Source organism: Streptomyces sp. NPDC056160 (genome assembly GCF_042268205.1).
Classification (GTDB): domain Bacteria; phylum Actinomycetota; class Actinomycetes; order Streptomycetales; family Streptomycetaceae; genus Streptomyces.
Map to the genome: position 1 here is coordinate 1 of NZ_JBHJUW010000164.1, position 17,159 is coordinate 17,159.

A 17,159-nucleotide genomic window follows, 5' to 3' on the forward strand; every position below is an offset into this window, starting at 1 on the left:
GCTTTCGTCGCCCCCCGGTTCCCTGTAGTACGGGTTAAACCGCCACTAGCTTAAATTTCCCCCGCTGTGTGGGCCCGCCGGCGCGGCGGGGGGCCCCCACACTGCGTGCAGCGGGTTCCCGGCGCCGTCGCTCAGTGGTCGGAACAGTCGAAGTCGCCTCCGCTCCTGGCGCTGACGTCCGCGATCGCAACCCGGTACATCCCACCCGTCTCCGGGCTCCCCGGCGTGCCCGGCAGGACCCGGGCGACACGGAAGGGCAGACGCGTGGGCGGCCCGTCCTTCTCCGCGGGGGAGTCGAAGACGGCGGCGAACTCGCTCAAGCGGGCGGAATGCGTCAGCGCATCCGACACCCTCTGCCTCCCGTGGCTGCGAGAGCCAGTCGACTGTTGATGACAGTGCCACGGGTTACGGTCAGGGACTCTGCTGGACCGGCCGAGGCGGATTACCTCGTCTTCGAGTGCACAAAAATCTATGCCAGCAAGAGTAGACATTGGATGGCGGTGTGGTTATGGTTTCTCTCGTAGCCGAGATCGAGACAGGCCCGGCAGAGATGAACTGCCGGGCAGCAGTACCGCAGTCGCAGTTCGCAGGACGGTGCGGTGGTGGAGTTCCGAAGCCAAGGCGGTTGCAGGACGGTGACGGGACTGACGGCCGGACCGGGTGGCCCGCAGTGATCAGGGGCCACCATGAGCAGTACCGCAGTCGCAGCACCCGCAAATGAAGGATCGCAGTACCCAGCAGTGAAGTCAGTGAGCAGTACCTCGGTGAAGGCGTCGGCTGCGGGCGCGCGCACCGGGAGGTTCGGCAGTGGGGTTCCAAGCCGGAGCAGACGCAGGACGGGCGACGGGGCTGGCTGCCGAAGAGTGGCGCTGTTCGAGGCCACCAGCAGTTCGCGGTATCAGCAGTTCGCAGGTTCCGTCAGTGAGTAGTTGATCAAGAGGGAAGAACGGAGGAGCCGAGCGCCATCAGGATCGCCCGGGCGGAAGTCTCGGACCCGGGTACCGCAGGACATCGATAGTGAGGTGGTCTCCGGTCAAGCAACCGCGATCCCCGCGCCCCCGACAGCGTCTCGGTCGGGGCTGCGGAAACAGAGGGCCGGTGCAGTATCCGGGCCGGCAGATGGTGTAGTAGTTCCTTCGGGGCCCTGGTGCCAGTACGGCGCCAGGGCCCCTCAACGCGTTCCACAGAGAGGTGCAATGACAGCAGACGACACGTTCGGCCGTCTCAACGACGACGACTACCCCGCCTACACCATGGGCCGGGCCGCCGAGATGCTCGGCACCACCCCTGCCTTCCTCCGCGCCCTCGGCGAAGCCCGCCTGATCACCCCCCTGCGCTCCGAAGGCGGCCACCGCCGCTACTCCCGCTACCAACTGCGTATCGCCGCCCGCGCCCGGGAGCTCGTCGATCGGGGCACCCCCATCGAGGCTGCCTGCCGGATCGTCATTCTCGAGGACCAGCTCGAAGAAGCCCAGCGCATCAACGCCGAATATCGCCGCGCCGCCGAGTCAGTGAACCCGACGGCAGCAGAATGAGATGAGCGTGCCCGTCAGCATCGGCGGGTACCGCACGCACGGTCTCGGTGTGCAGAGTGATCCTTGTCCTCTGGTGACGCGGTGTGTGGGCGTGTAACGTCTGTGTCAGCTGTCGTGGTTCGGAATTCCCACTTGCCCACGTCTCTGGTGTGGGTGTTTTGCTGTGCTGTGCCGCAGGGACCAGGGCGATCACCTCCGTCTGCCACATGTAGTGGGAGGCGTTCATCGACTGGAAGGCATAAGACATGGCAACGGGAACAGTGAAGTGGTTCAACGCGGAGAAGGGCTTCGGCTTCATCGCCCAGGACGGCGGCGGTCCGGATGTCTTCGCGCACTACTCCGCGATCAACTCCACGGGCTTTCGTGAGCTCCAGGAGGGCCAGGCCGTGACGTTCGACGTGACCCAGGGCCAGAAGGGTCCGCAGGCCGAGAACATCAACCTGGCCTGACCGCGCAGCCCTGCCCGAGGGATCGCGCACGCCGTGTCTGGGGCCGCCGCCCGTGCGGGTCGAGCCGCCCACCTGCACGAAGGCGCCTGCTCTCGGGTCGGGCGCGGACAGGATCAGGGCCGCGCAGCCATTGCTGCGCGGCCCTGCTGTTGCGGCGCGAAGGTCGGCGCGAAGGTCGGCGCGACCGGGGCCCGGAAACTCTGGACACAGCCACTGCGGGCGTCGTCGGGCTCGGGGGTCGCATGCCCTGCGCGGCTGTTCGTGCAGCTTGGAGAGGCAGACGGTCAGGCGCCCGCCGTCGGCTGGCTCGACCACGGCGGTGCGTTGCTGGGTGAGGCGGCCGATCAGCGTGACGTCGTGCGACGCGGCGGGGGCGCACTGGCGATCGGATGCCATCGGGTGCCTTCGTTCATGTGCCGGTGGGGACGGCGGTTCGCGTACCAGGACCGGGGGCGGGCCGTCGTATCAGGAAGGTCGCGGCGTAGACGGCCGTGGCGGCGGCCATGTTGGCGAAGCTGGGCGGCATCTTCGGCACCCAGTACGAGGCGAACAGTCCCGCCCGCATCTCCAGCACCGCGAGGTCGTGTAGAGGGTGATGAAGAAGGCGCCCAGGCCCAGGAACCAGGAGAGAAGACGCTGCCGATGACCACGTCGTCGGGCCGGGCCTTGCGGCCGAGGGTGCCGAAGAGCAGCGCCATGGCGATGGTGGCGGCGAACAGCCCGAGGCGAAGGTCGGCGCCGAAGGCGAGAGCGGCCATCGCACGGAGTTCGCCCGGCGTAGCGAAATGCACCCCTCCTTCGAGAGGTGCATTTCGTGTGCTTCCGTATGGTCGGAGGAAGAGGCTTGTGTAGAACTAAGGGGTCACTCTTCATCGAGTCGAGTAGGGAAGAAGCGCCACCTCCCGGGCGTTCTTGATCGCCGCTGCGATCTGTCGTTGCTGCTGGGCGGTGACGCGGGTGACGCGGCGGCTGCGGATCTTGCCGCGGTCGGAGATGAACTTCCGCAGCAGATCGGTGTCCTTGTAGTCGATGTAGGTGATCCCGGCTGCGTCCAGCGGGTTGGGGCGGGACTTGACGGGCTTGCGGGGGCTCTGGCGGGGGGCCATGGTGCTCCTTCTGTGTTGCGGGGCGGACGGGGCCGGGGTTACGCGACGGGGTCGAGGAGAGAGTCGAATGCGGCCGGGAGTTGCTTCCACGCTTCGGGTCCCGCGGCGTACTCGGCATCGGTGAGCAGGCAGGACTCCAGCAGCCGCGCGAGTCCGTCGCGGTCCAGGCCGGGCGAGGTGAAGACGAGGTGCTGGCAGCGGTCCCCGTGTTCGGGGTGCCAGTCCAGCGCGGCAGCCGCTCGGCGCACGGGCGGGACCATCTCCCAGGCGGCGTCCGGCAGGGAGGCGAGCCACGGGCCGGCGCTCTCCACACACAGGGCCCCGCCCGCGGCGTCCCAGGCGAGCAGGGTGTCGGGGCGGTCGGCGAGCCAGAACCGTCCGCGGCTGCGGGCCGCGGCGCAGCAGAGGTCCTCCAGCGCCTGGTAGAGGCGTTCGGGATGGAACGGGCGGTGCCGCCGCCAGACGAATGTGGTGACGCCTGCCTCGTCGGCTTCCTGGGGGAGCAGCGCGCAGGCAGGGTGCTGGGCTGCGGCGGCGGCTTCGGCGTCGAAGCCGGCGAAGACCAGTCGGCCGAGCTCCGGCGAGTCGGCGCTCACCTGACGGGCGGTGGGGTGAAGTTGGCTGAGCAGCGCCCGGTCCTCGTCGTCGGCGTCCTCGCTCTCCACGACGGCGAGGACGGGGGCGTACTCCAGTTGCCTGGCGCAGGTGTCGCCGACTGTGCGCTGGTCGGCGGCTGCGGCCGCGAGGCCCGCCTCGGCGAGGTCGTCGCCGTTGCCGAGGCAGGGGAGGACGAGAGCCGGATCGACTGCTGTGATCACGTTGGTGAGTCGGACCGTGTCGCCGCCGTGGTGGACGACGACCTCGGCCATCCCCTTGGGTTCGACGGAGTCCCACAGCTCGACGACGGCGAGCCGGGTGAGGCCGGCGTCGGCGAGCCGTTCCAACTCGGGGACGAGGTCCTCGCGCAGGGCGCAGCATGCACAGTCGTTGACCAACGGGGCCTCGCCTCGGGACAGTTCGCCCGAAGCGTCGCGCACCTGGCGCAGGACGGTGCCGTCGGCCGCTGTGGACAGGTCGTGGTGGAGGGCGACGCTGTCGGGTACCAGGTGCAAGAGGTGGTCCACGACCTTGCGGCGCGCCTCGGAGTGGAGCCCGGCGACGATGACGATGGGCAGTGGGGACTTGCCGCGCATCAGTTGGCTCCGCGTCGGCCGTACCGGCGCTCGAAGCGCTCGACTCGCCCGGCGGTGTCCAGGACCCGGGCGGTCCCCGTGTAGAAGGGGTGGCTGACGTCCGAGATCTCGACGTCTACCACCGGATAGGTGTTGCCGTCCTCCCACTCGATCGTCTTGTCACTGGTCATGGTGGAGCGGGTGAGGAACGCGTAGTTCGCGGCACGGTCGCGGAAGACGACGGGACCGTATGCGGGGTGGATTCCGGGCTTCATGGGGCGTCCTTGGGATCGGGCGGCGGCGGAGGGGCGGGAGGTCAGCGCTCTTCGCGGAAGTCGACGTGGCGCCGGGCGATCGGGTCGTACTTGCGCAGCACCATGCGGTCGGGGTCGCTGCGGCGGTTCTTGCGGGTGACGTACGTGTAGCCGGTTCCCGCCGTGGAGCGGAGCTTGATGATCGGGCGTACCTCGTTGCGTGCCATGAGGGTTAGTATATGGCGATGATTTCCATTACCAAAAACTGGCCGTCCGACGAGAGGTAGGTAAGACCTTGTCCGCCCACTGCCAACTGACCGGCGCCCAGCCGGGCTTCGGCAACACCATCTCCCACTCCCACCGGCGCACTTCGCGCCGCTTCGACCCCAACATCCAGCGCAAGCGCTACTGGCTGCCCAGCGAGGGGCGGCATGTCCGGCTGACGCTCAGCGCGAAGGCGATCAAGACTGTCGACACCATCGGCATCGAGGCGGCCGTAGCCCGCATCCGCGCCCGAGGGGGAAAGGTCTGATGGCCAAGAAGAGCAAGATCGCGCAGAACGAGAAGCGCAAGGCGACCGTCGAGCGGTACGCGGCCCGCCGTGCGGAGCTGAAGGAGATCATCCGCCGGCCGGCCTCCACCGACGCCGAACGCCAGGCCGCAGTGGAAGAACTGCGGCGCCAGCCCCGCAACGCGAGCGCCACCCGAGTACGCAACCGGGACAGCGTGGACGGGCGGCCGCGCGGCCACCTGCGGAAGTTCGGCCTGTCTCGCGTCCGCGTACGGGAGCAGGCCCACGCCGGCTTCCTGCCCGGGGTCACCAAGTCCTCCTGGTAGCCGCGCCGCTCGCGCGACGGGCCCCGAGTCCGGCCATGACTCCGCCGAGTCATGGCCGGACCTCCCGCTGAGCGTGCCTGCAGGTATCAGGGCAGGCGCAGGAGGTTGAGCCGGTAGCCCTCGGCCGGGGGGAGCCGCTGCGCGGCCATGGCGACACCATCTGCTGGTGGGGGAGTGGCAACTGGGCCACCAGTTCCTCAGGCAGGCTGGTGAGGGTGTGTGACGCCAGTATGCGTGCTCCCGGCCGCCAGTCGACCAATCGGGCCGGACCAGGGCAGTACCAGTGCATACGGGCCTCGACCTCACTGAGGGCGTCGTGCTGTTCCTGCGTGTCGAAGAAACCGGGGCCGGCGGTGTCCAGGGCCAGCCGGGCGCCCGGGAAGCGGTCGGCGATGAGGCCGATGACCCCGCGCACGTCGGGTTCATGCAGGTAGGGCAAAGCCCGCAGCGGCTCCGCGTCCAGCTGGGTTCCGATGAAGGCGAGTTCCTGGGCGTAGGGGCTGTCGGCGTCGCGTGCGGAGGAGGGTTCGAAGCGGGCCACGGCCCCGGCCTGCGACCACAGTCCCGTCACAAGGGGGCGGCTGGCGAGGGTGAAGAAGCCCTGGGACCGGAGGATCTGCCCGTAGGCGCCGCTGTCCAGGGTCTCCGTCACGAACGTCCACAGCCGTCCGGGGTGGAAGGGCCTTCCGGAGCGGAAGACGGTCGACGTGATGCCGTACTCCTTTCAGCACGGCGTTTCGGCGCGAAGTCGGAGTCCCGCCTCGCCAGTTCCGCACGGCGACACGACAGGTACACGAAGATGCGGAGGGGGCGGCGTCACGAATAGATTCGGGTCACCGCCCCCTCCGTTGGCTTGCATAGCTCCCTTGAGTCAACCCGCTCTCAGGGAGTGAACAGTTGGCGCGAGGTGCTCTGCAATATTGCCGAGGATGCGCAGGTTCTCCTGCACGCCGAGCGTGTTGGGGATCGTGACAAGCAGGGTGTCCGCCTCCTTCACTGCGTGATCTTGCTGAATCTCCCTGATGATGGCCTCCGGCTCTCCGATGAAGCTCTTCCCGAAACGGGAGACGGCACCTCCAAGGACGCCGACGTTTTCTTGTGCTTGGAGCGCCGCGGGGCCGAACAAGGACCGGTCACGGTCGGAGACGATCGGCAGGATGCTGCGCACGACGGCGACGCGGGGCGCACCTCGATGGCCCGCGCGATCCCAGGCGGCGCGGAAGACCCTGACCTGTTCGGCCTGGAGCTCCGAGAACGGAACACCCGTGTCCTCAGAGAGCAAGGTGCTACTGAGCAGGTGCATACCCTGTTCGCCGGCCCACTGTGCGCTCTGTCGCGTGGCCGATCCCCACCAGATGCGCTGCGGAAGGGTCTCTGACTGCGGTTGGATCGGCAACGGCACCTGCACGCCGGCCTCGGCGGGGTCGCTGATCGCCATCGGTGTCCCGGCGATGGCGGCGCGGAAGCGGTCGGTGTGCTCGCGTGCCATGTCTGCGGCGTTGCTGTCGGCGGACGGATGGAAGCCGAAGCTCTCCCATCCGCGCAGTGCGGGTTCCTGTGATCCTCGGCTGATGCCGAGTTGGAGACGTCCGCCGCTGATGAGGTCGGCTGCGGCGGAGAGCTCGGCCATGATGAGTGGGTTCTCGTAACGCATGTCGATCACGGCGGTGCCGAGCTCGAGTCGCTGAGTTCTCGCGGCCATGGCTCCCAGGAAGGACCAGGGGCTGGCGAACTGGTGCTGATAGTGGTGCACGCGCATCCAGGCGCCGTCGAAGCCGAGTTCTTCCGCGCCGACCGCGATCTCGATCCCCTGCGTCAGCGAGTCGGCTGCGGACAGGTGGTGGCGGGGCTGGTAGTGGCCGAAGGAGAGGAACCCCAGCTTCTTCGTCATCGTGGCTCCTTTCACAGGACCGGGATGGAATCGGTGGGCGACTCCGCCGCGGTGGGCAGCTCGTCCTCGGTGGAATCGGGGGTGGGCGTGCCGCTGGCTCGGCGCAGGAGGATGACGGCGGCGCCGATGACCGTGGTGACGACGGCGCAGGCGATCATCATCATGCGGAACGCGGAGGCGTAGACGGCTGCATGGCCGGTGGCCCCGGCTGCGACCTCGGCGCCGAGAGTTGGGTTGCTGAGCTGGGCGCCGATGATCGCGGCGATGGCAGCGCCGAAGACGGCGACGGCGAGCGCTTCGCTGCCGAGTCGGAGGAAGTTGAGTACGCCGGCTGCGGCGGCGCTGCTGTGTGCGGGGACGGAGGCGAGTGCTTCGCCGTCGACGAGCCCGAGGGGGAGCCCCCATCCGAATCCCAGCAGGATCATCGGGATAACGAGCAGCACCGGGGGCAGGCTCGGGTCGAACAGCAGGAACAGCACGTCGCCGGTGATGAGCAGGATGATGGCGGTGTTGATGATCGCGTGCGGCGAGACGCGGGTGCGGGTGATCAGCGCGCCGGTGAGCAGCGGGCCGACGAGGACGGGGAGCGTCAGCGGGAGCATGAACAGTCCCGCGGTCGCCGCGTCCTGACCATGGACGGCGCTCAGCGCGATGGGTGCGTAGGTGAGGACTGGGACGTAGGCGAACGACGCGGCGACGGGGACTAGCGCGACTGCAAGGAAGCGAGGGCTGCGCAGCGGCGACAGGTTGAGGAAGCCTCGGCGGGGCGCATCGCCCGTCGACGTGGCGGACGGTGCTGGCAGGACTCTGAACGCTGCAGCCGCCAGCACGAGCGCGGCGACCCCGGCGACCACGCCGAAGACACCACGCCATCCGAGCGCCGTGACGAGCAGGCCGCTGAGCGTGGGGCCGGCCGCCAGGCCGATGCCCACGATCGTGCCCAGGAGAGCGAAGGCACGCGCGCGTCGCTTGCCGTCGTAGGCGTGGGAGATGATCGAGGTGCCGCCGGTCGCGATGGCGGCCGCGCCGACGCCGGTGATGATCCGTGCGAGGTCGAGGAGGATCAAGTTTCCGGCGAGGGCGCTTCCGACTGCTCCGAGCAGGACCGTGGCGAGGCCGATGACGAACGTCCGTCGCAGCCCGATCCGGTTGCCGATCTGCCCCCATAGCAGCGTGGAGATCGTCAGGGCGATGTTGAAGCCGTTGACGACGCCCTGCAGCATAGTTGCCTCGCTGCCGAGGTCCCGCGAGATGTCGGGAAGCGCGATCGCGGCGCCAGTGATGCTGATCGGCATCACGAAGATGCCCAGCAGCACGACGGGCAGCAGCAACGGCGATGGTGATGGACGCTCGGGGGTGGCGTGAGTGGGCGACAAGATTCCTCCTAGGTACGATGCGTGTCGTACCTGAGGGAAGCATGCACGTAAGGTACGATGCAAATCAGACCTGGGAGAGGTGGCAGCGAATGGTGAAGGAAACACCTTCGGGGCCGGCGGCTGCGGAGATGGAGCTCGGCACCGTCCTCCGAGCGCTCTCCGATGAGCACCGTCGTGCGGTGATGGTCGAGCTCGCCGCGGACGAGGAGGATCGCGAGCGCACATGTAACTCGTTCGATCTGCCGATCTCGAAGCAGACCCAGACGCACCACTTCCGTGCGCTTCGGGAAGCCGGACTGATCTGGGAGATTGACTACGGGAACCGGAAGGGCATCCGGCTGCGCCGGTCGGACATCGACGTACGTTTCCCTGGTCTGCTCGGGATCCTCGCAGCGGAGGCGCGCAAGCCGGAACACGCAAATGGCTAGCAGCGCCGCCACGGCACGCTTTGCGCAGCAGGACTCGCAGGTCGAACTCGTCCCCGCCCGCGGGTGCGGAAGGCGACGACTGCGGCGATGGTGGCCTCGGTGCGCGAAGCCCCGCAGGCGAGCGTGTGGACCGAGGCCGACGTGACACAGACGATGGACTATCTCCGTCGCCTTCGCTCCGCGGGCACCTCAGTGTGCTGCCCGAGGAGACCGGCACGTTCCAGCGGGCCATGGGGACGGGTGTCCGGATTGTGTGGGTCCTTCTCACCGCCTCCGATGCCACCGCCCGTGAGCGACTGATGCGCCGTGAGCTCGGCTCGGAGCTGGAGCAGGAGCTGGAAGGCAGTGCCCGCAAGGCGCGGTTCCTGGACCAGCGGGTCCCCGCAGAGACTGTGCGGGTGGTGACGGATGGGAGGGCTGTCGTGGATATCGCGGGTGAGGTCGGGGCTGCCACGGGCTGGTCCGGGCGCCACTCCGTGACCAGGCCGTAATCGAGTCGGCAGGCCGGTCCGAAGGTGGGTGCGGCCACTGTTGATCATCGGTTTGTGAAGACTGAAGATCAGGCGGTGGCCGCGGGTGACAGCGTAGTGCCTGACCGCTGGCAGACGATGTTCCAGGGTCTGATGGGCCGGATCGCAAATCGCTTCGGGCGTGTTGAACCCTGTCTTCGGGCACGGCAGTCGGTGCTCGGCTTGCTGTCGGACCTGCCGCGCAAGAATTGCTGGACGATCGCCGAGCACACCGGGGACGCCTCACCCGACGGCCTCGGCACCTGCTCAGCCGGGCCAAGTGGGACGCTGACCTCGTCCGGGACGACCTGCGCACATTCGTTCTGGAGCATCTCGCCGACGACCAGGCGGTACTGATGGTGGACGAGACCGGCGATCTGAAGAAGGGCAGGCACACCGTCGGCCTCCAGCGGCAGTACACCGGCACCGCTGGGAGGATCGGAACGCCCAGGTCGCTGTCCACCTCACGTACGCCTCCCGGCACGGGCATGCCAGCATTGACCGGAGCCTGTACCTGCCCAGATCCTGGAGCGACGACCCCGAGCGGTGCCGCCGGGCCACCGTCCCCAAGGAGATCGGCTTCGCCACCCTGGTCAAGGTCGCCGGGAGCCGCTGGACGGTGGAGGAGACCTTCCAGAGTTCGAAGACATTGGCCGGACTGGACGAGCACCAAGTCCGCCGCTGGGACTCCTGGCACCGTTGGGTCACCCTGGCACTGCTCGCCCACGCCTTCCTCGCCGTCACAGCCGCGCTCGAACGCCGAGGCCAGACCCCAGTTGACGACGGAACCAGCACCGACGGCCTGATCCCGCTCACCTGCAACGAGATCCAGCGCCTGTTCACCGCCCTGATCGCGCAGCCCACTCGCGACCTCGCGCATCGACTGCGCTGGTCCACCTGGCGCCGACGCCACCAAGCCCGCGCCCGCCACAGCCACTACCGCCGACAAGCCGGCCTTCAACCATGAAGATCACATCTTCGGCTGGAGTACCAAGCCGTCCCGACCTTCGGGACAGCGCCACACGTTTTGCTCCAAACTCGGAACAGCTGACAGCTGACAGCTGTGCTGGTGAAGGCAGCAGCGCGTCGACGTGAGGACAGTGTGAGAGCGCGGCCGGCAGGACACGCTGCGTCAAGACGCGCGTGCACACTGAGAGAACCAGACTCGATCGATGAGGCCGCCGGCAGTGCCCGAGGAGTCGAGCCGCAGGTGCATCGAGCCGCTGGTTTCCCCCGGCTGTGTGAGATTTTGTGAGACGTGAGAGGGTCTGGGGCGTGAGTGAGACACCGTCGAACACCCTGCAATACCGCTTTGACGGGCCGGAAGAGGCTCCCGTCCTGATCCTCGGTCCCTCACTGGGTACCACATGGCACATGTGGGACCGGCAGGTCCCTGAGCTGACGAAGCAGTGGCGTGTCTTCCGGTTCGACCTGCCGGGCCACGGCGGCGCGCCCGCGCATCCGGTCGGTTCGGTCGGGGACCTGACCGCCCGGGTGCTGGCCACCCTCGACGGGCTCGGCGTGCAGCGCTTCGGCTACGCCGGCTGCTCGCTGGGCGGCGCCATCGGCGTCGAGCTGGCCCTGCGCCACCCGGAGCGCCTCGCCTCCCTCGCCCTGATCGCGGCCTCACCCCGGTTCGGCACGGCGGACGAGTTCCGCCAGCGCGGCGTGATCGTCCGTACGAACGGTCTCGACCCCATCGCCCGTACGTCCCCGGACCGCTGGTTCACCGCCGGGTTCGCCGCCGCCCAGCCCGCGATCACCGACTGGGCCGTGCAGATGGTGCGCACCACCGACCCCGGCTGCTACATCGCCGCCTGCGAGGCGCTGGCCGCCTTCGACGTCCGTGCGGAGCTGGGCCGGGTCGGCGTGCCCACGCTGGTCCTGGTCGGCTCCGACGACCAGGTCACCGGCCCGGCCGAGGCCCGCACACTGGTCGCCGGCATCCCGGACGCCCGCCTGGCCGTCGTGCCCGGCGCCTCCCACCTGGTGCCGGTGGAGCAGCCCGCCGCCGTGACGGACCTGCTGGTGCGGCACTTCTCCACGGCATGGCAGCCCGCCTTCGAGTCGAGCACGGGCCAGATGGCGATCGTCGCGGCGCCCGTCAAGCCCGTCCTGGCCCCGCCGCCGCAGACCCCGCCGAGCGCGCCGATCGCCGAGATCGCTCCGGCGGCGGTGCAGCCCCAGCCCACGCCCGGGGCGGACCCGTACGACGCGGGTCTCAAGATCCGGCGCGAGGTGCTCGGCGACGCGCACGTGGACCGGGAGCTGGCGGAGGCCGACGACTTCTCGGGGGACTTCCAGGAATTCCTCACCCGCTCCACCTGGGGCGCCGTCTGGGGCCGCCCCGGCCTGGACCGGCGCACCCGCAGCTGCGTCGCGCTCACCGCCCTGGCCGTGGGCGGCCACCTGGAGGACCTGGCCGCGCACACCCGGGCCGCCCTGCGCAACGGCCTCACCCCGGACGAGATCAAGGAGGTGCTGCTCCAGGCCGCGGTCTACTGCGGGATGCCCGCCGCGGGCAGCGCCTTCCGGGTGGCGCAGCGGGTCATACAGGAGGAGACGACGCCCACGGAGTGACGCCGGGCGGCCCACGGGCGAGCGGGGGCGCCGGGCCGCGGACGCACCGGGCGGAAGGGGCCGCCGCCCCCCTGCGGCCGACCACCCGGTCCGTCAGGCCCCTCGGTGAGGTGATCGTTCAGCCGGGCACCAGGAGCACCATGCTGAACAGGCCGCGCGCCCGGCACACGCGGCAGGATGGGACACATGAAGCTCACGAAGAAGTCGCACGCCTGTGTCCGCCTGGAGAAGGACGGCCGGACCCTCGTCATCGACCCCGGCGCCTTCAGCGAGGAGGACGCCGCGGTCGGCGCCGAGGCCGTCCTGGTCACGCACGAGCACCTCGACCACTTCGACGAGGGCCGGTTGCGGGCGGGCATGGAAGCCAACCCGGCCGCAGAGATCTGGACCCTGAAGTCGGTCGCGGAGCAGATCTCGGCGGCCTTCCCCGGGCGCGTCCACACCGTGGGCCACGGGGACACCTTCACGGCCGCGGGCTTCGACGTGCGGGTCCACGGCGAACTGCACGCCGTGATCCACCCGGACATCCCGCGCATCACCAACGTCGGCTACCTGATCGACGGCGGCAAGGTCTTCCACCCGGGTGACGCCCTCACCGTGCCCGACCAGCCGGTGGAGACCCTGCTGCTGCCCGTGATGGCGCCCTGGAACAAGATCGCGGAAGTGATCGAGTACGTCCGGGAGGTCAAGCCGCAGCGTGCCTACGACATCCACGACGCGCTCCTGACCGACTTGGCCCGCCCGGTCTACGACCACCAGATCGGCTCCCTGGGCGGGGCGGAGCACCTGCGGCTGGCCCCGGGGGCCTCCGCCGACATGTGAGGCACCGGGGCGCCCCGCGGGGAGGGGCCGGCCGGCAGGGGGCCGGGCGGCGGGGGTTGTCAGTGCCTCCCGGTAGGTTGTGAGGCATGCGCATCGCGACCTGGAACGTGAACTCGATCACCGCCCGCCTCCCGCGGCTGCTCGCCTGGCTGGAGAGCAGCGGCACCGACGTGCTGTGCCTCCAGGAGGCCAAGGTCGCCGAGGACCAGTTCCCGTTCGACCAGTTGCGCGAGCTGGGTTACGAAGCGGCGGTCCACGCCACCGGCCGGTGGAACGGCGTGGCGGTGCTCTCCCGCGTGGGCCTCGACGACGTGGTCAAGGGCCTGCCCGGCGACCCGGGGTACGACGGCGTCGAGGAACCCCGCGCCCTGTCGGCGACCTGCGGCCCGCTGCGCGTCTGGTCGGTCTACGTGCCCAACGGCCGCGAGGTGGACCACCCGCACTACGCCTACAAGCTGCAGTGGTTCGAGGCGCTGAGGGCGGCCGTCGCCGGCGACGCGTCCGGCAGCCGCCCGTTCGCCGTCCTCGGCGACTACAACGTCGCGCCGACGGACGACGACGTCTTCGACCGCGCCGCCTTCGAGGGCTCCACGCACGTCACCCCGGCCGAGCGCGCCGCCCTCGCCTCCCTGCGCGAGGCGGGCCTGTCCGACGTGGTGCCCCGGCCCCTGAAGTACGACCACCCCTTCACGTACTGGGACTACCGCCAGCTCTGCTTCCCCAAGAACCGCGGCATGCGCATCGACCTGGTGTACGCCAACGAGCCCTTCGCCGAAGCGGTCACCGACGCCTACGTCGACCGGGAGGAGCGCAAGGGCAAGGGTGCCTCGGACCACGCGCCCGTGGTGGTCGACCTGGACCTGTAGGCGCCGGGAGACGACAACGGCGTAGACGGCCCGGTACTCCGCACAGATGTACCCGGGGCGGCCCGCGCTGTGGTGCGCGCGGCGGTCGCGGTGTCACGCTGGGGCCATGGACCTCCCGTTCCTGGGCAACTGGCGCAAGAGGCACGCACCGGCCGTCGGTGTCACGGTGATCTCCGCCGGCGACGGCTCCCCGACCGCGGCGGATCTCGCCGATCTCTTTTCCACCTGCGAACAGTTGCGCGCGCTGGTCGCCGAGGCCGGTGTCCGGCTCGACGGGTCGCCCGCCTCCCTGGAGGCGCTCGATCAGCTGCTGCCGCGCTGGCGGGACGACGCCGAGACGGTGTCGTGGCTGGGTATCGACGCCGGGCTCTATCTGGGCACGGTCATCGTGCGCACCATGCCCGGCGCAGCCTGGGAACTGTGGCCGAACGGCCATCCCGTCGTCCGGCTCGCCTCCGGCCGGGAGATCGTCGTCGTGGAGGCCGGGCACGCGTGGGCCGAGGAGGGGGTACCTGAGCTGTCCCAGCTCTATGCGGAGGTCGCCGAGGGCTGAGCGAGGGCGCCGGCGGAGAGGACGGAGCCCCCGGGCGACGGAGGTTGCAGCAAACGCCGCAAAGTCGCCGGTTGACGTCCCCGCGGTGCCGCGTCGGCGGGCCTTCCTCCACGCCGGAGGACTCATCGGCCCGAACCTCGACTACGATATGGCGTTCGCGACCGTCTCAGGGGGCAGCGGTCCACAGAGCCATACCCGGCCGGCGGCAGCCGGAGATCACTGCTCGCGCGGCGGTACGGACAGCCACTCCGGGTCGTCCGCAGGCGAGCAGAAGGTCAGCTGCGCGCCGGGCGGGTTGTGCTCGACGCGGAGCCGACGGACCGGCGGGCTCCGCTTCCGGCGGGGGCGGCGAGCCGCCTCGCCCAGAATGCGCGCAGGGGACCCCGGTTCCTCCGGGGCGAGTGCGTCAGATTCGAACACGCTGCCGGATGCGCCGACCGGCCTCCCGCCCACGGCCCCAGCGGCAGGCCGCCCGGTACGTCGAACGCCGACGGCGACATCCCCGTCCCGGTGGAGGAACCGGTACCTCCCGCACCGGAATCCGGCATGCCGGGCGGCCGGCCCCGGCTCAGGCGCCGGCAAAGTTCACGTTCCCGTGCAGCGCGGCGTGGTCAGGGCTCCGACCGAGCACGTCGCGCGGTGAGCGTGCCGGCGGCCCGGACGGTACCGTGTTCGAGATGGTCCTGACGGGATCATGGCAATGGAATAGGCTGCGCGGACGGTCTCTGACTGGAGGTGCGGATGCGTCGCCCTGGTGTACGGAAACTGACGGTCCTGGCGGTCTCGGCCGCCGTGGTCTCGGTGGGAGCGGCGGCACCGCCCGCCGCGCGGCCGGACGCGAGGCCGAAACCGGTCGAGAAGGTTCCCGTGGCCGCCGGCTACGGCGGCGCCGTGGCGAGCGTCGACGCGGACGCCTCGGCCGCCGGTATCGAGGTGCTGAGGAAGGGCGGCAACGCCGTCGACGCGGCCGTGGCCACCGCCGCGGCCCTCGGCGTCACCGAGCCCTACTCCTCCGGCATCGGCGGAGGCGGCTACTTCGTCTACTACGACGCCAAGTCGCGCACGGTGCACACCGTCGACGGCCGCGAGACCGCGCCGCTGAGCGCCGACGAGGACCTCTTCACGGAGCACGGCAAGCCGCTCTCCTTCGACGACGCCGTCACCAGCGGCCTGAGCGTCGGCACCCCGGGCACCCCCGCCACCTGGCAGAAGGCCCTGGACGAATGGGGAACCAGGCGGCTCGGTACGGTCCTGAAGCCCGCCGAGCGGCTCGCCCGCGACGGATTCACCGTCGACGACACCTTCCGCTCGCAGACGGCGGCCAACGAGACCCGCTTCCGCTACTTCCCGGACACCGCGAAGCTGTTCCTGCCCGGCGGGCGGCTCCCCGCCGTCGGTTCGACCTTCAAGAACCCCGACCTCGCCCGCACCTACGAGGAGCTGGCCAGGAAGGGCGTCGGCGCCGTCTACCACGGCGACCTCGGTGACGAGATCGTCGACACCGTCAACCGCCCGCCCGTCGCCCCCGGTTCGGGCTGGAACGCCCGGCCCGGCAAACTCGCCGAGAAGGACCTCGCGGCCTACCGCGCCAAGCTCCAGGCGCCCACGCGCACTTCGTACCGCGGCCTGAACGTCTACTCCATCGCGCCGTCCTCCTCCGGCGGCACCACCGTCGGCGAGGCGCTGAACATCCTGGAGCGGACGAACCTCTCCAAGGCGAGCGAGGTCCAGTACCTGCACCACTACATCGAGGCGAGCCGCATCGCCTTCGCCGACCGGGGCCGCTGGGTCGGCGACCCCTCCTTCGAGAACGTACCCACCCGCGGCCTGCTCTCCCAGCGCTTCGCCGACTCCCGCGGCTGCCTGATCAAGGACGACGCCGTCCTCACCAGCCCGCTCGCGCCCGGCGACCCGCGCCGGCCCGCCGCGTGCGGCGCCGGGGGGACGGCCGCGCCGACGACGTACGAGGGCGAGAACACCACACATCTGACGACCGCCGACCGCTGGGGCAACGTCGTCTCGTACACCCTCACCATCGAACAGACCGGCGGCAGCGGCATCACCGTCCCGGGCCGCGGCTTCCTGCTCAACAACGAGCTGACCGACTTCTCCTTCGCGCCCGCCAACCCGGCCGTGCACGACCCGAACCTGCCGGGCCCGGGCAAGCGGCCGCGGTCGTCGATCTCACCCACCATCGTGCTCGACCGGCACAACCGCCCCGTGGTGGCGCTGGGTTCGCCCGGCGGCGCGACCATCATCACCACCGTGCTCCAGACCCTGACCGGGTTCCTCGACCGCCACCTGCCGCTGGTCGACGCGATCGCCGCGCCCCGCGCCAGCCAGCGCAACGCGGCCCAGACCGAACTCGAACCCGCCCTCTACGACAGTCCGTTGCGGAAGCAGTTGGAGGCGATCGGCCACTCCTTCAAGCTCAACCCGGAGATCGGCGCGGCCACCGGGGTCCAGCGGCTGCCGGACGGCAGGTGGCTGGCGGCGGCGGAGAAGGTGCGCAGGGGCGGCGGTTCGGCGATGGTCGTCCACCCGGCCCCGTAGCGCAGCAACCTCCGGTCCCGTAGCGCACGCGCTGCGAACGGGCCCCGTGGCGCACGTCCACGGGCGCCGTGGAGCACGTCCGTGCACGTAGCGCACGCCGGGGGCGGGCCGCGGTCGCGTGCCCGCCCCCCGCGGGCGGCGCCCGCCCCCCGCGCCCGCCGAACACGGTGGGGGCCCGGGCGGGGGGCCAGTGCAGCGGGGGGGAGGGGTGGCCGGCGGGCGCGCCCG

General features: G+C 70.2%; 18 protein-coding genes and 3 pseudogenes. 12 read left to right on the forward strand and 9 right to left on the reverse strand.

Annotation, left to right across the window (positions count from 1 at the left end; genetic code table 11):
* Positions 1–131 precede the first annotated feature (131 nt).
* The gene (locus ACFC02_RS36625) at positions 132–320 is read right to left on the reverse strand and encodes a hypothetical protein (RefSeq protein ID WP_376366570.1); all 189 of its coding nucleotides are present in this window, start codon (positions 318–320) and stop codon (positions 132–134) included.
* Between the two features lie 876 nt (positions 321–1,196).
* Here ACFC02_RS36625 and ACFC02_RS36630 point away from each other — a divergent pair.
* On the forward strand, positions 1,197–1,535 hold the full coding sequence (locus tag ACFC02_RS36630) for a helix-turn-helix domain-containing protein (RefSeq protein WP_376366572.1): 339 nt from the start codon (positions 1,197–1,199) through the stop codon (positions 1,533–1,535).
* Between the two features lie 245 nt (positions 1,536–1,780).
* Positions 1,781–1,984, forward strand: a complete 204-nt coding sequence (locus ACFC02_RS36635; RefSeq protein WP_030052720.1) for a cold-shock protein — start codon at positions 1,781–1,783, stop codon at positions 1,982–1,984.
* A gap of 409 nt (positions 1,985–2,393) precedes the next feature.
* On the opposite strand, the gene ACFC02_RS36640 is transcribed toward ACFC02_RS36635, so the two are convergent.
* From ACFC02_RS36640 to rpmG, 5 genes are all read right to left on the reverse strand, one after another.
* Entirely contained in the window at positions 2,394–2,558 is a 165-nt protein-coding gene (locus tag ACFC02_RS36640) for a hypothetical protein (RefSeq protein ID WP_376366575.1), read from the reverse strand.
* Between the two features lie 295 nt (positions 2,559–2,853).
* Positions 2,854–3,090 carry a 30S ribosomal protein S18 gene (gene rpsR, locus ACFC02_RS36645; RefSeq protein ID WP_376366577.1) on the reverse strand — a complete coding sequence of 79 codons (237 nt, stop codon included), beginning with the start codon at positions 3,088–3,090 and terminating at the stop codon, positions 2,854–2,856.
* Positions 3,091–3,128: 38 nt separating this feature from the next.
* Entirely contained in the window at positions 3,129–4,283 is a 1,155-nt protein-coding gene (locus ACFC02_RS36650) for a CobW family GTP-binding protein (RefSeq protein WP_376366579.1), read from the reverse strand.
* The gene (locus tag ACFC02_RS36655) at positions 4,283–4,537 is read right to left on the reverse strand and encodes a type B 50S ribosomal protein L31 (RefSeq protein ID WP_376366581.1); all 255 of its coding nucleotides are present in this window, start codon (positions 4,535–4,537) and stop codon (positions 4,283–4,285) included. The genes ACFC02_RS36650 and ACFC02_RS36655 overlap by 1 nt, the downstream gene beginning before the upstream one ends.
* 41 nt (positions 4,538–4,578) lie before the next feature.
* The gene (gene rpmG, locus ACFC02_RS36660; RefSeq protein WP_376366583.1) at positions 4,579–4,743 is read right to left on the reverse strand and encodes a 50S ribosomal protein L33; all 165 of its coding nucleotides are present in this window, start codon (positions 4,741–4,743) and stop codon (positions 4,579–4,581) included.
* A 68-nt stretch (positions 4,744–4,811) separates the two neighbouring features.
* Here rpmG and rpmB point away from each other — a divergent pair, with 68 nt between their 5' ends.
* Both rpmB and rpsN read left to right on the forward strand, forming a co-directional pair.
* The gene (gene rpmB / locus ACFC02_RS36665; RefSeq protein ID WP_376366585.1) at positions 4,812–5,048 is read left to right on the forward strand and encodes a 50S ribosomal protein L28; all 237 of its coding nucleotides are present in this window, start codon (positions 4,812–4,814) and stop codon (positions 5,046–5,048) included.
* Positions 5,048–5,353, forward strand: a complete 306-nt coding sequence (gene rpsN / locus ACFC02_RS36670) for a 30S ribosomal protein S14 (protein ID WP_376366587.1) — start codon at positions 5,048–5,050, stop codon at positions 5,351–5,353. The genes rpmB and rpsN overlap by 1 nt, the downstream gene beginning before the upstream one ends.
* A gap of 439 nt (positions 5,354–5,792) precedes the next feature.
* On the opposite strand, the pseudogene ACFC02_RS36675 reads toward rpsN, so the two are convergent.
* From ACFC02_RS36675 to ACFC02_RS36685, 3 genes and pseudogenes are all read right to left on the reverse strand, one after another.
* Positions 5,793–6,077, reverse strand: a pseudogene (locus ACFC02_RS36675) (GTP-binding protein); the annotation flags it as partial.
* A gap of 147 nt (positions 6,078–6,224) precedes the next feature.
* A complete protein-coding gene (locus tag ACFC02_RS36680) occupies positions 6,225–7,244 on the reverse strand; it encodes an LLM class flavin-dependent oxidoreductase (protein WP_376366589.1) in 1,020 nt (339 codons plus the stop codon).
* A gap of 11 nt (positions 7,245–7,255) precedes the next feature.
* Positions 7,256–8,620, reverse strand: a complete 1,365-nt coding sequence (locus ACFC02_RS36685) for an MFS transporter (protein ID WP_376366591.1) — start codon at positions 8,618–8,620, stop codon at positions 7,256–7,258.
* 89 nt (positions 8,621–8,709) lie between these two features.
* On the opposite strand from ACFC02_RS36685, the gene ACFC02_RS36690 reads away from it, so the two are divergent.
* The 8 genes and pseudogenes from ACFC02_RS36690 to ggt all read left to right on the forward strand — a co-directional run bounded on the left by ACFC02_RS36690 (position 8,710) and on the right by ggt (position 16,931).
* Positions 8,710–9,048 carry an ArsR/SmtB family transcription factor gene (locus ACFC02_RS36690; protein ID WP_376366593.1) on the forward strand — a complete coding sequence of 113 codons (339 nt, stop codon included), beginning with the start codon at positions 8,710–8,712 and terminating at the stop codon, positions 9,046–9,048.
* Positions 9,049–9,236: 188 nt separating this feature from the next.
* Positions 9,237–9,539 (forward strand): annotated as a pseudogene (locus tag ACFC02_RS36695) (hypothetical protein); the annotation flags it as partial.
* A gap of 132 nt (positions 9,540–9,671) precedes the next feature.
* Positions 9,672–10,524 (forward strand): annotated as a pseudogene (locus tag ACFC02_RS36700) (IS701 family transposase).
* A 308-nt stretch (positions 10,525–10,832) separates the two neighbouring features.
* Positions 10,833–12,137 carry an alpha/beta fold hydrolase gene (locus tag ACFC02_RS36705; protein ID WP_376366595.1) on the forward strand — a complete coding sequence of 435 codons (1,305 nt, stop codon included), beginning with the start codon at positions 10,833–10,835 and terminating at the stop codon, positions 12,135–12,137.
* Positions 12,138–12,323: 186 nt separating this feature from the next.
* On the forward strand, positions 12,324–12,959 hold the full coding sequence (locus ACFC02_RS36710; RefSeq protein WP_376366597.1) for an MBL fold metallo-hydrolase: 636 nt from the start codon (positions 12,324–12,326) through the stop codon (positions 12,957–12,959).
* Positions 12,960–13,045: 86 nt separating this feature from the next.
* Positions 13,046–13,825: an exodeoxyribonuclease III gene (locus ACFC02_RS36715; protein WP_376366599.1), complete on the forward strand. Its 780-nt coding sequence runs from the start codon at positions 13,046–13,048 to the stop codon at positions 13,823–13,825.
* A 106-nt stretch (positions 13,826–13,931) separates the two neighbouring features.
* Complete coding sequence (locus ACFC02_RS36720; RefSeq protein ID WP_376366601.1) at positions 13,932–14,378, forward strand: DUF6278 family protein; 447 nt, start codon at positions 13,932–13,934, stop codon at positions 14,376–14,378.
* Positions 14,379–15,119: 741 nt separating this feature from the next.
* The gene (gene ggt / locus ACFC02_RS36725) at positions 15,120–16,931 is read left to right on the forward strand and encodes a gamma-glutamyltransferase (RefSeq protein ID WP_376366603.1); all 1,812 of its coding nucleotides are present in this window, start codon (positions 15,120–15,122) and stop codon (positions 16,929–16,931) included.
* The last annotated feature ends 228 nt before the right edge of the window (positions 16,932–17,159 follow it).

Coding starts and splice junctions, on each gene's coding strand:
- ACFC02_RS36680 (WP_376366589.1), bottom strand. CDS start 7,244: ATGACGAAGAAGCTGGGGTTCCTCTCCTTCGGCCACTACCAGCCCCGC.
- ACFC02_RS36720 (WP_376366601.1), top strand. CDS start 13,932: ATGGACCTCCCGTTCCTGGGCAACTGGCGCAAGAGGCACGCACCGGCC.
- ACFC02_RS36690 (WP_376366593.1), top strand. CDS start 8,710: ATGGTGAAGGAAACACCTTCGGGGCCGGCGGCTGCGGAGATGGAGCTC.
- rpsR (WP_376366577.1), bottom strand. CDS start 3,090: ATGGCCCCCCGCCAGAGCCCCCGCAAGCCCGTCAAGTCCCGCCCCAAC.
- ACFC02_RS36710 (WP_376366597.1), top strand. CDS start 12,324: ATGAAGCTCACGAAGAAGTCGCACGCCTGTGTCCGCCTGGAGAAGGAC.
- ACFC02_RS36715 (WP_376366599.1), top strand. CDS start 13,046: ATGCGCATCGCGACCTGGAACGTGAACTCGATCACCGCCCGCCTCCCG.
- ACFC02_RS36650 (WP_376366579.1), bottom strand. CDS start 4,283: ATGCGCGGCAAGTCCCCACTGCCCATCGTCATCGTCGCCGGGCTCCAC.
- ACFC02_RS36635 (WP_030052720.1), top strand. CDS start 1,781: ATGGCAACGGGAACAGTGAAGTGGTTCAACGCGGAGAAGGGCTTCGGC.
- rpmG (WP_376366583.1), bottom strand. CDS start 4,743: ATGGCACGCAACGAGGTACGCCCGATCATCAAGCTCCGCTCCACGGCG.
- ggt (WP_376366603.1), top strand. CDS start 15,120: ATGCGTCGCCCTGGTGTACGGAAACTGACGGTCCTGGCGGTCTCGGCC.
- ACFC02_RS36630 (WP_376366572.1), top strand. CDS start 1,197: ATGACAGCAGACGACACGTTCGGCCGTCTCAACGACGACGACTACCCC.
- ACFC02_RS36655 (WP_376366581.1), bottom strand. CDS start 4,537: ATGAAGCCCGGAATCCACCCCGCATACGGTCCCGTCGTCTTCCGCGAC.
- rpsN (WP_376366587.1), top strand. CDS start 5,048: ATGGCCAAGAAGAGCAAGATCGCGCAGAACGAGAAGCGCAAGGCGACC.